This is a genomic window from Paenibacillus wynnii (genome assembly GCF_000757885.1).
Classification (GTDB): Bacteria; Bacillota; Bacilli; order Paenibacillales; family Paenibacillaceae; genus Paenibacillus_AQ; species Paenibacillus_AQ wynnii.
Window position 1 is genome coordinate 1,037,856 of the sequence record NZ_JQCR01000002.1, and the last position, 14,199, is coordinate 1,052,054.

The window sequence follows — 14,199 nt, forward strand, 5'->3', positions numbered from 1 at the left end:
TCCTCACCCCGCTGCGGATTCCCTCTTTCGGTTAAAGACCATATTCAGAGTTCCGCGAATACTCTCTAGCCGACATTTGTTCAAAAGCCTTCTTCCCTGACTCCTTGAAAGGATGGAGTCTACCAGTACATACACTATTTTGGCGGCCGTTTTTCCCAACAGGAGCACGTTACCTGTGAGACCCTCCCGCTTCATAGCGTTAGATATGCCCTGGCTGTAATATCGTTTCATTATCCAGGACTCCGTCAGTCGACTTGCCGGTACAAAATGATCGACAGCCATTAGCGGGTGATACAGGATGGAATGCCCTTCTTTTTGCATTTGCCCGAACAGCCAGGCCTCTTCACCTGAGAGAAGCGATTCTCCCTTTCTTCCGAGCTCCAGAGGAAACAGGCTGAGATCAAATACGATTTTCCGCATAGCCATATTGGCTCCGCAGGGATGAAGGCGTCCGGGATATTCCCGAATCCGGTTGCCCAGATCGACAATGGTATAAGGGAGTTCGAAGGGCTTGATCAGCCATTCTGGACGTTTACTCTCGAATATCGGAGCAATTCTCCCGCCCATAGCCATGACTTCCGGTCTCTCCGCAAAGGTGGACACAATCGTTGTGATCCATGTCTTGCAAGGAATAGCATCATCGTCCAGAAAGGCAATAAGCTGAGACTTTGAGGCCAGAATTCCTGTATTCCGTGCTGCGGAAAGTCCCTGTACCGGTTCTAGAATATAACGGGTATCAATATCATCCACGTTCCTATCGATAAAATCCTTTACAACAGTTTCTGTATGATCTTTAGAACGATTATCCACTACAATGATCTCGGCAAGGTCCAAATTCTCCAGCAACACCAGGGATTGAAGGGTTTTGTTAAGTAAACCTGCCCGATTGTAAGTACAGATAATAATGGAAACCTTAGGAACGAGTCCGTATTCACGCATCGGCATTCACCTAATTTCCAAAAAATTAATAGGCATCTTTTGAACCAAGAAGCATTAAGCCTGTCTTGGCAATAATCTTCAAATCGAGCATGGTACTGCGAATATGAATATAAGTTAAATCAAGCTGTACCATCTCATCAAAACCTACGCTGTTTCTAGCATGCACCTGCCAATATCCCGTACACCCAGGCGTTACTGTAAGACGCTGTTTGTCATAATCCGTATACTCAGCTACCTCTTCAGGAAGTGGAGGACGCGGACCTACCAGACTCATATGGCCGATCAGTACATTCCACAGTTGTGGAAGTTCGTCAATGCTCGTCTTACGCAAGAATCTTCCTGTCCGTGTAATACGGGGATCGTTCTTAATCTTGAACATCGCTCCGCTTACCTCGTTATGGGCTAACAAATTCTTCTTCAGCTCTTCGGCATTGGATACCATAGATCTGAACTTATACATAGGGAACTGCTTCTCATCTTTGCCTACACGATTTTGCCAAAAGAAGACTTTACCCTTCGGATCTTCCAGCTTAATCAGCACAGCAACTACAACGAATAAGGGCAGCAGTACAAGAAGACCAAGAGCGGAGAAAATGATGTCAATCATCCGTTTCATTACAAGATAGGAATCCGAATCTTTCGTTCCTTCCTTGGTATGCAGCATGTAAAGTTTCGGCAGGACGTACTCATAATCTTCCGGCAGTTTTTGCATGCTCATTTTCTCCTCATTCCTCCTTGGATTGTATGAAGCACCAGCTTCGTTTGATCAATTTCCTTACCCGTTCGCGGCTGTTTGACCAGCCTTGCTTAACCATTCCGCCATTGCGTCCATCAAAGGATAGCGCAGATCTTCTTTTTGTAATGCGAACTCTAATGTGGTTAAAATATATCCTAAGCGTTCGCCCACATCATATCTCGTGCCTTCAAAGTTGTAGGCATAGACCCGCTCACTTTGGTTCAGCTTTTGGATGGCATCCGTCAGCTGAATTTCGCCTCCGGCCCCCTTCTCTTGCAGGTCCAGATACTTGAAAATCTTAGGTGTAAATACATAACGGCCCATGATCGCCAGATTGGAAGGTGCCGTCCCCAGTGGCGGTTTCTCCACGAAGTTGTTAACGCGGTACAGTCGATCCTCTTGAAAATCCGGTTCAATAATTCCGTAACGGTTGGTGAATTCATCGGGAACCATTTGTACACCGATTACCGAGTTTTGCGTTTCTTCATATTGATCGATCAACTGCTTAAGGCAAGGAGTCTGACCCGTTACAATATCATCGCCGAGCATAACGCCAAAGGGTTCGTCCCCGATAAATCGTCTGGCGCACCAGACTGCATGGCCCAAGCCTTTGGGTTCTTTTTGACGAATATAGTGAATTTCAACCTTGGAAGAACGTTGAACTTCTTTTAGAAGCTCCATCTTGCCGTCCTCCAGCAGACGCTGTTCCAATTCAAAATTGTTATCGAAATGATCTTCGATGGCTCTTTTACCTTTACCGGTAACAATAATGATGTCTTCAATTCCGGAAGCGATCGCTTCCTCCACAATGTACTGAATCGTAGGTTTATTGATGATAGGAAGCATTTCCTTAGGCATTGCTTTGGTTGCAGGAAGAAAGCGCGTTCCTAGCCCAGCTGCAGGGATAATAACTTTTTTGACCTTTTTCATCGCACTAACCTCCTTAAGTTTTGTAAGCTTAGACTTCATTTCTTGGATCAGCTATTTGGCTTGGTTCATGGCAATACCGAGTATTTTGGAACCGGCTTGCTCCATAAGTACTTTAACCTTACGTATGGAGTCCCGCTTCGATTTACCGTAACGGGCAACGAGGATAACACCGTCACTGTAAGGGGCAAGTATACGGGCATCGCTGTACTCTACTGCCGGCGGAGTATCGAGCAGGATTAGATCATGGCTTTCTTTCAGCTCATCCAGCAAAATCGTCATTTTCTCACTGCCCAGCAAATCCGGCGGACTAACTTTGGTTACACCGGCAGGAATCACTGTGAGATTCGCAAGACTTCCATAAGCCGAGATATCACTCGATTTCTCTGCCCCGCTCAGGTAGGACGTAAGTCCATCACTGCCTTCTATTCCAAATACGGAATGAAGGCTGGGATTGCGGAGGTTGCAATCAATTACTGCCACTTTCTTGCCATCCTGTACAAAAGATACGGCCAGATTGGCCAGGATTGTTGTCTTCCCCTCACCGGCTTCACCTGAAGTGAACAGCAGCACCGTTCCTTTGTTGCTATTCAGTAGTCCCAAATGCCGGATATAGGTCCGCAGCGAGCGGAAGGACTCCGAAATATACGATGAAGGACTGCTGTCGGCGATAAGACTGTTATTCAGCCGTAACATAAGCACCCTCCCCTACTGTTGCTTTTGCTGACTTCCCAAGATCCCTTTTACGTATTACCGGAATCGTGGCGATAATCGGAAGACCCAGATCATGTTCTGCTTCTTTTTCCGTACGCAGTGTGTTATTGAGTGTCTCCATCAGCAAGATAATTCCTAAGGCAGCCATAAGTGCTACCACAAAGCTAATGATGATGTTCATCATAAAACCGCTATTGGCAGGTGCAGGATTGTCTGTCGGATCAGCAGGAGTCAAGAATGTAACATTGTCCAACTTCATTAGTAAGGGCAAGTTCCGAATGAACGTCTGTGATACCGCATTTACAATCGTAGCCGCCTTCGTGTAGCTCTCGTCCTGAACGCTGATGTTAATTACTTGGCTCTTCTCCGATGATTTAATACTCAGCTTCTGGCTTAGTTCGCCTTCCGTCAGACCGAACTCGGGGTGAGCTGCAACAACACTTTTCATAATGGTTGGCGAGTAGAGGATTTCCTTATAGCTCTCAATGAGGTTGAGGCTGAAATTTAAATCGTTAAGTTTATTACCCTCAGGTGCATTTGCAACATTATTGACCAACAACTGTCCAGAAGCGGAGTAGACGGGTACAACGAAGTTTTTACTTACATAGAAGGTTGTTGCACAAGAGATCATTACAAATATTGTGATTAACCATAACCTTTTCTTTATCAGGTTAATGTAATCTAAAATCGTCCTTTCCACAGTAACCCTCCTTCCGTATAAAATATCTTTGAAAGCAATCATGAAAGTTTCAGTTATCTTACTTTTATTCTATCAAGTCGCTTGTTTTACCACATGGCTCATACCATCACTTTCCTCTTCACTTTCGAGTTAGTCCGTCTACTGCTTACGAGGGGGCGTATGGTATACTTTTGTACCATATACAAAACTGTAATAAGCTGCTCGACAAAAAAAGCCCCTGCAAGGCCCTCGCAGAAGCTAGTCGTAAAACTATTGATTCATTCAGAAGATGTTTAGTTGGACCTTAGAAAAAAACAAAAACACGGACATAACGTCCGTGCATTAAAGGTTACTCGTAGGACATTTCGTATTTCGTAATTCCTACAGCGTTGGCATAAAGGGCGGCCTGTGTACGATCCGCTACCTGAAGCTTTGCAAGAATCTGGCTCACATGCTTCTTGACCGTAAATTCGCTGATATATAGCCGGGAAGCAATTTCCCGATTACACGCACCCTGTCCGAGTTCAATCAACACTTCCTTTTCCTTCGGTGTTAATTCATCGGTCGGACTGCTGACGCTCATTCGCATTTTATCCTCCATAAGCCCGGGGTCATAATATTTACGTCCCTTGTGGACCAACTGGATGGCAAAAAGCAATTCCTCTGGCAGGGCTTCCTTCAATACATAGCCGTCTACCAGCACTTCCTCAGCCTTCAGGAAATCCTCTCGACTCGCGGAGGAGGTTAAGAGTATAAATTTACTAGTGATTCCATTTGCTCTAGCCATCTTAATTACATCCAGCCCTGATTCATCGGCAAGCTTCAGATCGATCAATACTAAATCAGGCTGAATTTCTTGAAATACACGAAGTGCTTCAGTACCATTTGTGGCCTCGCCAGCAAACTGCACATTAGGTTGCATAGATATGACTGCTGCCAGCCCTCTTCTAACCAACGGGTGATCATCTACAATGACGATTTTCATTGAACGACCTCCTTGCTAATTTTATGCGTTCTTTAATTCGGCCACACCAACCGGTATAGAAATCATTATTCTTGTTCCCGCAGTTTCATTACTTGTAAGTTGGAACTCGCCGCCTAGGGACTGGCTTAAATGCTGCATGTTCTTCATGCCAAGCCCACCCGTATGTTCCTCTGACTCTGACCACAGCAGGCTGGTATCAAATCCTACCCCGTCATCGCTTATAGAGAGCTTTATCCATTTCGGCTTCAGTGACAGCTCCACTTCTATCCTTCTGGCAGCACCATGACGAATGGCGTTGCCTGTAGCTTCCGAAATAATTCGAAAGAGAGCTTTATGATATGGATAAGGGAGACTGAAATCATCCCCCGTTATTTTTAGTTCAATCTCCACGTCGTTTAATCGTGACAAGCTTTTTAAATGTGACCTTACCATCCCGAGCCAGGTCGGACCGCCGCTCTTCTTAGAGCTTAAGCTATAAATGGTAATCCGCAGCTCTTTGGCAACCTTTGTAGCCGAATCGTGAATAAGTTCTATTTGCTCTTCTAACTGGGCTTCTGTCATGGTACTCCAAGTCTGCTTCAGGGAATGTGTCGCATACACGATTCCGAACAAACTTTGGGATACACTATCATGCATTTCATCGGCAATCCGGTTCTGCTCATTCGTAACAATCAACCGATTCTCGATTACACCGAGCTCATGACGTTCCAGAATAATTGCGCTTAGCTCCGACAGAAACATCAATTGTTGAATATACCAGCGTCGCCCTTCCAGTCCTTCTGCCGCTTCCAACTTCACGCCAATCATCCCTACAAACCGGGTGCTCATCCGTACAGGCATAAGAAGGAAGTCTCCTAATCCTGGTAGACTTTTAAATATTGGCTCCCGCTGCAATCTCCATTCATGTTCATGCTTTTCCAGCTCTGCAAACAGATATAATTCTTCCTGCTGTTGCCATCCCGTCTGTCGGCTCTGAGGAGCAGGTTCCCCGCTCTTCTTAGCGAACCAGAATAATGCCTTATCTAATTTCGTAAGCTTAACTACATAATCGGTGATTACCTGCCCGATGTTCAAAAAATCATGCTGACTCGACGTTTCTACAATGTTATAGAGCGACTTTATGTGCTCCATGGTTTCATTCGTTCGCGCATCCGCTTCTTCACGCTGGCGTTTCATCCGAACAACCATTTGCATAATAGTAACCGTAAGTACTAGGCTTAGAAACAAGTTTCCGTTATTTAAAATTGCAGAAGACACATTTTTGCTCTCAGTATTCATAAAAAGGTAACAAAATACGACGATGACTCCGATATAACCGAAGAGCAAACTCCAGCCGAAGTAGAAGGTTAAGGATCCTGCAGCTACAAGAACGGGATTAAGAACATAAAGCTTGAATGGACTTTCATATCCGCCTGTTAATAGAGTAAGCAGTATGATACCTGCCATCTCTGTACTCACAACCAGCATTAGAGCCTGAGGTTTGTCGCGAAACCTTCGATAAGTAAGTGTAAATCCCCGAGCGAGGATAAGTAACAGAAGTATAAGTAGCGATTTATATAATATAGAAGGCCCCGATTTACCCAGGATATACATAAGTGATGTGAGGGACAAAGAAAAAAATCTATAAAAGGCAAACATTTTCTCTTCTGAAGTTGATTTAATTTTCATCCAACCACCCTATTCTCCAATTTTGTGGAAAATGCGAGCTTATATGTCTTTGTTTAAAAGCATCATACATGAGAAAAATCACAATAACAAGTTGGCTCACCTCCTGTGACCGCTTACATCACAAATAATTAACGTAATTTTATTCCAATTTATGGGATAAAGCGCATCCATATATCAAAGTCGCCTTAATCTGTTTGTTTTGGCGTTAAGTTCATGTTATGTATGGATCAAAAACACCCCATATACTGAGTAGACGGGGTGTTTTTGAGTTTATGCTCTTATTCTTTGATGTTATGTATGTCTTTAATACCATGCGTTCCTTTGGACAAGTCGGATGTGGATGGACCCGAAGGATCACAAATGCAAGTTTGGTACCGCCGCTCGCTTACAATATGATAACCGGTAGATAGAATTCGTAAAAAATGTAGATTTTTTTTAATATCGACCCTATGGAGATTATGGCATCTTATGCAGTAAAACTCTCTCAATGTTCTCATCTCCAGCATAATCCTTAAGACCTGCTAAAGTTCAGCAGATATTACCTAAATAATACCATTTCTTTTTCAAATGTGTCAACAAAAAGAAACAAATTATGACAATGGCGTTAGCAGATACAGAAGGGATTTGTCGAAATTTAAACGTTGCGACGACAATTTTGGGGTGATATCCCCATATACTTCTTAAAGAGACGGGAAAAGTAGAAGGTATCCTGGTAATGTAACCTACCGGCTATCTCTTTTACTCTTAAAGAGGTATTCAGGAGCAGATGCTTAGCCTCAGACATTTTGAGTCGATGAATGTAATCATGCAGTGGATATCCGCTGCTCCTCCGTACTAACCGGCGTAATGTGGACATGGAGATATGGTGTTTGGCCGCTATTTGCAGCACAGTCAGATGTCCGTAAATACAGGAATGCAGATCCTCCCGAATCTGTTGCATCGAATCCTCCTGCGCGGGTCTGCCGTTCCCCTTAAGTACGAAGGAACACTCTAGCAAGAGCTCCTCCAGCAATAATGCCGCTCTATCTGCGTCCGCAGGAGCTCCTCCCTCCATTCGCGTCAGAATATCCTCAAAAAAATGTATAAAACCCTTGTCGGAACGAACCTGAAATACATCGCCTCCGGCGATTAAACCGGCCTCCAGCCATTCCGTTATTCGTGTTCCACTGAAGTTAATGTAGTACTCATCCCAGCTTCCCCCTTCCAGAGGGCCGAAATCATAGCTACAGCCCGGTCTAAAAAAGAAGAGGCTTTCTCCTGATATCAACTGCTCCTCCCGGCCGTTCTCAGCATAAACTCCTGAACCCGATACAATATAGACCACTGCCCAGTGTTCGAAGAATACACCCTTACGAAAAAGCGTTCTTCCTGGCAGATGTCCCACTTGTCCAACACGAATCGTTCTTAGCTTTAATTTGGAAGCATCAACCTTAGGGTCAATAATCCGAATAGGATAAGGGCTGATCATATAATCCATCACATTGGGCATCGAATGCATTCCTCCCTTGAATTCCGAGTGATATGTTTATGTGGTTGATGATCATATTCTACATGAATTAGAGGTGAAGCTGCTATGTCTGCTCCAAATTCATTATTGTTAATGCCTTACCCGCAGCATTTAAGTCCTTCCTCCGGCATCTTTCAGATACCTTCCGCCGGGAGCATTGTTCTTAGCTGCAAGGTAGACACGATTGTACTACCTGCTGCACGCAGACTCCAGAACGTAATATCCAAAGCCTTGCATGTGACCCTGCCACTCTCCATAGGCACCCGTTCATCCGTTCAAGCCGTCTGTTCTTTTTCCCAGAACCCTGATCTTCCCGCACAGGCCTATGAGGTGACCATCCAAGAGAACGGAATCTCGATTACCTATAGTACCCCGGAAGCCGCGTTCTACGCCGTTGCTACACTTAAGCAAATTATAGAACAAACCGGAAAAGCTGTACCTTGTCTTACCCTTCGGGACCATCCCGATTTCGGGGCAAGAGGTCTAATGATTGATATCAGCAGAAACAAGATCCCCAAGTTGGAAACCATATATCGGATTATTGATCTTATGGCCGATTTGAAATTGAACCAACTGCAGCTATATATAGAAGGTACACCTTTTGCCTATGAGTCCTTTCCAAAGGTATGGGAGCTTGAAACCCCGATTTCTGGAGAGGAAATATTACTTATAGATGCCTACTGCCGGGAGCGTTATATCGAACTGGTTCCTAATCAGAATAGCTTTGGACATATGGAAGCTTGGCTTTCACGCCCTGAGTTCAACCACTTGGCTGAAATTCCGGAGGGCTTTATGTTGCCGGAGGGAATGTATGCTGCCGACTTTTATCCAGAAGGCTTATTCATGAGACCCGGTACCTTTCATACGGAAGATCCAAAGGTTCTGGACTTACTGGAAACCATGTACGATGATTTACTCCCTTATTTCAGTTCAGATCAGTTCAACGTGGGCTGTGATGAAACGTATGAGCTTGGCCTGGGCAAAAGCAAACAAAAGGCTGATGAACTGGGGAAAGGCCAACTCTACTTATCTTTCTTGCAGGAGATTCATAAATTAGTAACCAAACGGGGCAAAACCATGCAATTTTGGGGGGATATTATCATTCAATACCCCGAACTCATCCCGCAGCTTCCCAAGAATGTGATTGCCATGGAGTGGGGCTATAGTGCAGAGCACCCTTTCGAGGAGGACACAAGAAAGTTCAAGGAAGCCGAAATCCCTTTCTATGTCTGCCCAGGAACGAGTTCATGGAATTCACTTACCGGCCGAAGCGATAACATGATGGCTAATTTGCGCAGTGCTGCTATTCATGGTAAAAACAATGGGGCTATCGGCTATCTAATTACGGATTGGGGCGACTTCGGACACTGGCAGCATCTCCCGGTAAGTTACGCTGGCTATGTACATGGAGCTGCTCTCGCTTGGAATGTTGAGGCCGGCCTGCAAGCGGATGTTTCCGGCTATCTGAATCGATCTGTATTCCTCGACCCTTCCGGCATCATGGGAAATCTCATGCTGGACTTAGGAAATTACTACAAGCTGGAATCCGGCCTGTCCCGCCCGAACGATACGGAAATGTCTATGCTGCTCCGCAGCAAACTGGGCAATGTACTTATCGTGGAACAGCTGTCGGATCAACATTTGGAACAACTGACAAACTATATTCACAGCATAGAGGAACGTTTGGAAGAGGCTTCCTTGTATTGCGAGGATGGGGAGCTTGTGCTGAGCGAGCTTAGGAACGGCATCCATTTCGTCAAACATGCCATTAAGCTTGGGTTCATAAAACGCCAGCTGGTACTTACACCAGGCCAAGTCGATAAGAAAATTCTTTCGGAGCAGATTCAGGATCTTGATGTTCTTCTACACCGTTACCGGTTAATATGGTCCGAGCGTAACCGTATGGGGGGACTGGAACAGAGCGTCTCTAAGCTGCTCTCGCTTCGTCAGGAATATCAAACCTTGCTGGAAGCTCAGTACTCTCACTAACTTAGAATTTTTAGAATATAGGATTAGTCGCACTGCGGTGAATGTTTGGACTTCCGGCCGCTGTTGTCTACAGATTTCTTTGAATTATACCGCTTTTTGCGGTAGAAATCCGTAGACAGCTTATGCTTTCGAAGCGAGCTTTCCTACGGAAAGCTTTCGGGCGGTCGCTCTCGCTCCTCCAGTTCCAAATTTCGTTCCTTTTCGCTTTTTTTTATTTTCTTTTGTTCAGCTTATATAGCTTTTTGAAAGCATAAGCTGTGACCGGATTTACACTGCTAAGTGTAATTCAATACATCTGGACACAACAGCGATTGGAGCAACGGTCCGTTTGCAGAGCGTCCTCTCAAAATCCCACCTAGCTTAGATGTAAATTAAATGGACTTGCAGAGGGCCGTAAAGTGAAGGAATATAAACTAAATCATGCGTGCTTCTGGGCACCCGACGCACCTAAAAAAGGAGCAGCCTAACCGGCAGCTCCTCTAAACATCTATGATATGATTTAAAGTTTTTTTACTAACCCCGCGTTCGGAAAAAGTATCATTTAAGTACGACTTTTTAAAGCACATACAGCCATTCTTCAATCTATTTAAATTTATTTAGATTACTAACATATGCTAAAATTTTCTCATTAAGTAGAGAGAGATAACCTTCTATTTCAATTTTTTTATGTTCCTTTAATACTCCTGCAAAGTTTTCTGTTAAATAATACAAAGTAATGTCAGTATCTGAACTTGACGCTTTCTGCGGCTCAATTATGTTTAGCATATTTAATAATTCTTCATTTTTGATAATTTGCTCCCACTTGCTATCATCCATTGAATTGTTTCTTAGTAATTCATTTATTTTCCCAACTAGAATTTCTATTGATTGGTTTTGTTTAATTATATTTTCACCTAAAATTGAGTCACTTGATTTTAAAATGTCAATAATTTTTTGCTCACTATGGTGATAGATTTCTCTATTATCAAAGGAAATTAAATAACCTTTGGAAATTTGTTTTGCCTCATCGTAACTGGACTGTGCAATAATCTGGAGAAACGATATATCTGCCTTAACCTTCTCTGCATATAAATAAGGTAAATTAAGATCGTCTTCATTTTTTTCATTATTATTTGGGACACTACACGAAGTTAATAACAGAAGACTCCATAACAGAATTATGAATGATCTAGTTTTTTTCATTTTCATCCCCTTCAAAAAAGAGTGGAGGATCTCAATTCCTCCACTCAAATTTTTTTATTACGGAGTCCAAGAAGCTGTAGCCGCTTTGGACCAATTTTTTTCGACCGTATTTGTATTAACTGTGTAAGATACCCCTACGCTTAAGGGTTGACCCCAAGTCCAATTTGCACTTCCAGTCTGGCTAGTACTTGAAGCTGTACTGTCATAAGTATGGGTCAATTTCATTGAGGCAGATGTTGCAGTTCCTAGCTTACCAGATTTAACAGAAACAGTTGCCCAGGCGGATAATGGGTTAGCCCAATAAGGGTCAGAATCTTCAAAGTTCAGTAGAATTGTACCCGAACTTCTTTGATCTGCATCCGCTAACCAAGGAGCATAGTTAGCAGTTGCGTTTGTGTTCCCGGTAGACCAACTAACATAGTTATAAACATCATTGCTCCAATTAATTGAGAGTATATCATAAGATGCTGGATATTTCTCTACCGAAAACGAACCCATCTTCACATTTGTAAAAATATAATTAGTGCTACGTTCTCTGTCATTTCGGTCTATCCATATTGTCAGTGTATACGCATCTGGAGTGAGAGATTGTATGCTAATAGACGATGAAGAAGTTGGGGCAATAACGTTTCCGTCCTTGTCTAATTTCACTTCTTCTTTTGTCAAGTTTGTTAAACCATTTTTCTTTTTATATTCTTGAATTTCTTGTTCTGTAGCACCTTGCTTAATCATCTCAGTAATTTGGGTATAAATTGAATCAATGTCGATTGGTTTGGGTGTGGCACTTACAGCTGCGGAGTTAATTAAAAATAAAAAACAAGCAACAATCGATAAAAATCTTTTTTTCAACGATATCTCTCCTTAGTAAGAATATTTATGATTAGCTGGCCAGCTTAACCATCGGCAATGGATTTACACATTTCTATCAAATAAATTTCCATGAATGGTAACTTTTTAATATATTACAAGAGTAACAGGTATTATTTGGAAATTAAACTATATAATCCAATAATATGGAAACTATGTACTTTTGTAGACGTATAATCCATTAGGTTGCAAGAGAAGGAAAAGGAAAAAGAAGCCCCGTTAAGAAGCTTCTCAATTCTATTTATCTTACTAACTTCATTCAGTGTTTAATATGCTTTTTACAGCCTCTATTCTATTTCTCGACACCTAAAAAACTACTTGGGATCGATCTCAAAGGCATCCCATTTTACATTTCACTTTACGTGGATTATTTCATCAAAGGGTTTAACTGGGAATAATCACTTTTTGTCGATATCCAACGCAAATACAAAAGCTGTGATCGAAACACGGAACTATCTACGAAGTTCTGGAAAATCGCTTCTCGGCGTGGGAAGAAAAAGCGTGTATCGCTACAGCAAGAAAGATGCTGGTCATTGCTTACCATATGCTTAAAAACTAAAGGGCCGGGTATCCTATTGGTCATTTCACGAAACATGCTAAACATTCAGAGACGAAGACCGTTCATGCGAGCGTTTTGATTTTCACAGAAAAAGGGATCCCGCTGAATGCAGCGGAGAGGACGGACTGATTGCGGAAAAGCGGTAGCGTTCGCCCGAAAGTTTTCCGAAGGAAAACTAGCTTCGAAAGCATAAGCTGTGTCCGGATTTATACCGCTAAGGTAAAAATTCAAAAAATCTGGACACAACAGCGATTGGAGCAACGGTCCGTTCGCGGAGCGTCCTCACCGAGCGCACAAATAATCCGGTGACCAGACTTGATTTACCGAAGTCATAGCCTCCCCCGTTTCTGCAGCCTGAGCCATGAGCATGGCCAAATAATGATCCTGACAGCCTTCAGCCAAGCTATAAAAAGCAGGTCCACCTTGAACATATCTCCCCATTCGGGCGAGACTTTCCGCTATGGCAATTTCATCCTCGGCTAGTCTTGCGGGAGCAAAGGGATTTCGATACAGCCATTCTCCGTCCCCCATAATACCTTTAAGATAGAAGCCTTCCAGATTGCCCCCATGTCCTGTATCTATTCTTCGGAGTTCACTATAAACAGGGGAATCAAAATCCTCAAGCCAGGCTACCTTCTCGTTGACGATCTCCCCACGTTCTCCGCGTACGAGAATTCGATTCTGTCGAATCCACGAGAAATACTGGTCGCCCACAAAATCAAACACTCCCAGCTTCCCTCCAAAGTCCAAAGTTCCTAAGGTCTGTATAGAGTTAATTACCTCTTCGGCAACCGGCGGACCGCTGCGATTCGAACCCTTAAGTATGGATGACTGGAAATTCTGCCCGCGTATAGTCACATTCTGAAACCCAATGCCTAGCAATTGACGAATCAGACTGATTCCGTGATATCCATGTGCCGCCGATACCTGTGCCTGACTAATCTCCCCGAGGCGTCCGGAACGGGCCAGAGCAATTCTAGCGGCATGCATGGGCTGAAATAAATATTGCTCTGCGATTTGAATGCGTGCAGCAGCTCCTACCTGGTTCCAAAGCTCTGTCATAGATTCAATATCAGGAGCTGGAGGAGTTTCGGCTAATACCGGAATCCCTGCAGCAGTCAGCTTTATCATGTATTCCGCACATACTTCTCTAGGCACACTTAGCACCACAAATGAATAGGCGGCACTGGATATAAATTCCTCCAATGAGGTGTACACCGTTACTCCCCATACCCGTCTCATTTCTTCTGCCTTCTCAGGATTCCGGACGAACATAGCTCCCACCACAAACTGTTCTGGCAACTGCTTGGCAATACGCAGATAAAACTCTGCTCTCCAACCTCCACCCAATAAACCGAATTGGACCTTGTTCATTAATATTCCCCCTCTTGTATGTACCTCTAAGTTTCCATTGTAAAGGATTATTGGACAAGTTATACTCAGATCA

Annotated in this window: 12 protein-coding genes; 1 reads left to right on the forward strand and 11 read right to left on the reverse strand. The window is 43.5% G+C overall.

The window, feature by feature from the left end; all coding sequences use genetic code 11:
- Window positions 1-3: 3 nt before the first annotated feature.
- From PWYN_RS07250 to PWYN_RS07285, 8 genes are all read right to left on the reverse strand, one after another.
- Window positions 4-939 carry a glycosyltransferase gene (locus tag PWYN_RS07250; RefSeq protein ID WP_036649941.1) on the reverse strand — a complete coding sequence of 312 codons (936 nt, stop codon included), beginning with the start codon at window positions 937-939 and terminating at the stop codon, window positions 4-6.
- A 25-nt stretch (window positions 940-964) separates the two neighbouring features.
- Window positions 965-1,657 carry a sugar transferase gene (locus tag PWYN_RS07255; protein WP_036649944.1) on the reverse strand — a complete coding sequence of 231 codons (693 nt, stop codon included), beginning with the start codon at window positions 1,655-1,657 and terminating at the stop codon, window positions 965-967.
- A gap of 57 nt (window positions 1,658-1,714) precedes the next feature.
- Window positions 1,715-2,605, reverse strand: coding sequence for a UTP--glucose-1-phosphate uridylyltransferase GalU (gene galU, locus PWYN_RS07260; RefSeq protein WP_036649946.1), 891 nt, complete (start codon window positions 2,603-2,605; stop codon window positions 1,715-1,717).
- Window positions 2,606-2,656: 51 nt separating this feature from the next.
- A complete protein-coding gene (locus PWYN_RS07265; protein WP_036649949.1) occupies window positions 2,657-3,298 on the reverse strand; it encodes a CpsD/CapB family tyrosine-protein kinase in 642 nt (213 codons plus the stop codon).
- A complete protein-coding gene (locus PWYN_RS07270) occupies window positions 3,282-4,016 on the reverse strand; it encodes a YveK family protein (protein ID WP_036649952.1) in 735 nt (244 codons plus the stop codon). Before PWYN_RS07270 ends, PWYN_RS07265 begins: the two co-directional genes overlap by 17 nt.
- A 328-nt stretch (window positions 4,017-4,344) precedes the next feature.
- The gene (locus PWYN_RS07275) at window positions 4,345-4,980 is read right to left on the reverse strand and encodes a response regulator (RefSeq protein ID WP_036649955.1); all 636 of its coding nucleotides are present in this window, start codon (window positions 4,978-4,980) and stop codon (window positions 4,345-4,347) included.
- Window positions 4,981-5,001: 21 nt separating this feature from the next.
- Window positions 5,002-6,648 (reverse strand): sensor histidine kinase, encoded by a 1,647-nt coding sequence (locus PWYN_RS07280; RefSeq protein WP_036649957.1) that lies wholly within the window; start codon window positions 6,646-6,648, stop codon window positions 5,002-5,004.
- 634 nt (window positions 6,649-7,282) lie between these two features.
- The gene (locus tag PWYN_RS07285; protein ID WP_036649959.1) at window positions 7,283-8,137 is read right to left on the reverse strand and encodes a helix-turn-helix domain-containing protein; all 855 of its coding nucleotides are present in this window, start codon (window positions 8,135-8,137) and stop codon (window positions 7,283-7,285) included.
- Window positions 8,138-8,221: 84 nt separating this feature from the next.
- On the opposite strand from PWYN_RS07285, the gene PWYN_RS07290 reads away from it, so the two are divergent.
- The gene (locus PWYN_RS07290) at window positions 8,222-10,144 is read left to right on the forward strand and encodes a beta-N-acetylhexosaminidase (protein WP_036649962.1); all 1,923 of its coding nucleotides are present in this window, start codon (window positions 8,222-8,224) and stop codon (window positions 10,142-10,144) included.
- 582 nt (window positions 10,145-10,726) lie between these two features.
- Here the strand turns inward: PWYN_RS07290 and PWYN_RS07295 are convergent.
- From PWYN_RS07295 to PWYN_RS07305, 3 genes are all read right to left on the reverse strand, one after another.
- The gene (locus PWYN_RS07295; RefSeq protein WP_157261107.1) at window positions 10,727-11,326 is read right to left on the reverse strand and encodes a hypothetical protein; all 600 of its coding nucleotides are present in this window, start codon (window positions 11,324-11,326) and stop codon (window positions 10,727-10,729) included.
- A 57-nt stretch (window positions 11,327-11,383) separates the two neighbouring features.
- Window positions 11,384-12,175, reverse strand: a complete 792-nt coding sequence (locus PWYN_RS07300) for a hypothetical protein (protein ID WP_036649967.1) — start codon at window positions 12,173-12,175, stop codon at window positions 11,384-11,386.
- Between the two features lie 859 nt (window positions 12,176-13,034).
- Window positions 13,035-14,126: a Gfo/Idh/MocA family protein gene (locus PWYN_RS07305; RefSeq protein WP_036649969.1), complete on the reverse strand. Its 1,092-nt coding sequence runs from the start codon at window positions 14,124-14,126 to the stop codon at window positions 13,035-13,037.
- Between the last annotated feature and the right edge of the window lie 73 nt (window positions 14,127-14,199).

Bases quoted from the DNA above. Each gene is read 5' to 3' on its own strand.
- PWYN_RS07285 (WP_036649959.1), bottom strand. From the start codon at position 8,137: ATGCCCAATGTGATGGATTATATGATCAGCCCTTATCCTATTCGGATT.
- PWYN_RS07280 (WP_036649957.1), bottom strand. From the start codon at position 6,648: ATGAAAATTAAATCAACTTCAGAAGAGAAAATGTTTGCCTTTTATAGA.
- PWYN_RS07295 (WP_157261107.1), bottom strand. From the start codon at position 11,326: ATGAAAAAAACTAGATCATTCATAATTCTGTTATGGAGTCTTCTGTTA.
- PWYN_RS07255 (WP_036649944.1), bottom strand. From the start codon at position 1,657: ATGAGCATGCAAAAACTGCCGGAAGATTATGAGTACGTCCTGCCGAAA.
- PWYN_RS07275 (WP_036649955.1), bottom strand. From the start codon at position 4,980: ATGAAAATCGTCATTGTAGATGATCACCCGTTGGTTAGAAGAGGGCTG.
- PWYN_RS07265 (WP_036649949.1), bottom strand. From the start codon at position 3,298: ATGTTACGGCTGAATAACAGTCTTATCGCCGACAGCAGTCCTTCATCG.
- PWYN_RS07290 (WP_036649962.1), top strand. From the start codon at position 8,222: ATGTCTGCTCCAAATTCATTATTGTTAATGCCTTACCCGCAGCATTTA.
- PWYN_RS07250 (WP_036649941.1), bottom strand. From the start codon at position 939: ATGCGTGAATACGGACTCGTTCCTAAGGTTTCCATTATTATCTGTACT.
- galU (WP_036649946.1), bottom strand. From the start codon at position 2,605: ATGAAAAAGGTCAAAAAAGTTATTATCCCTGCAGCTGGGCTAGGAACG.
- PWYN_RS07305 (WP_036649969.1), bottom strand. From the start codon at position 14,126: ATGAACAAGGTCCAATTCGGTTTATTGGGTGGAGGTTGGAGAGCAGAG.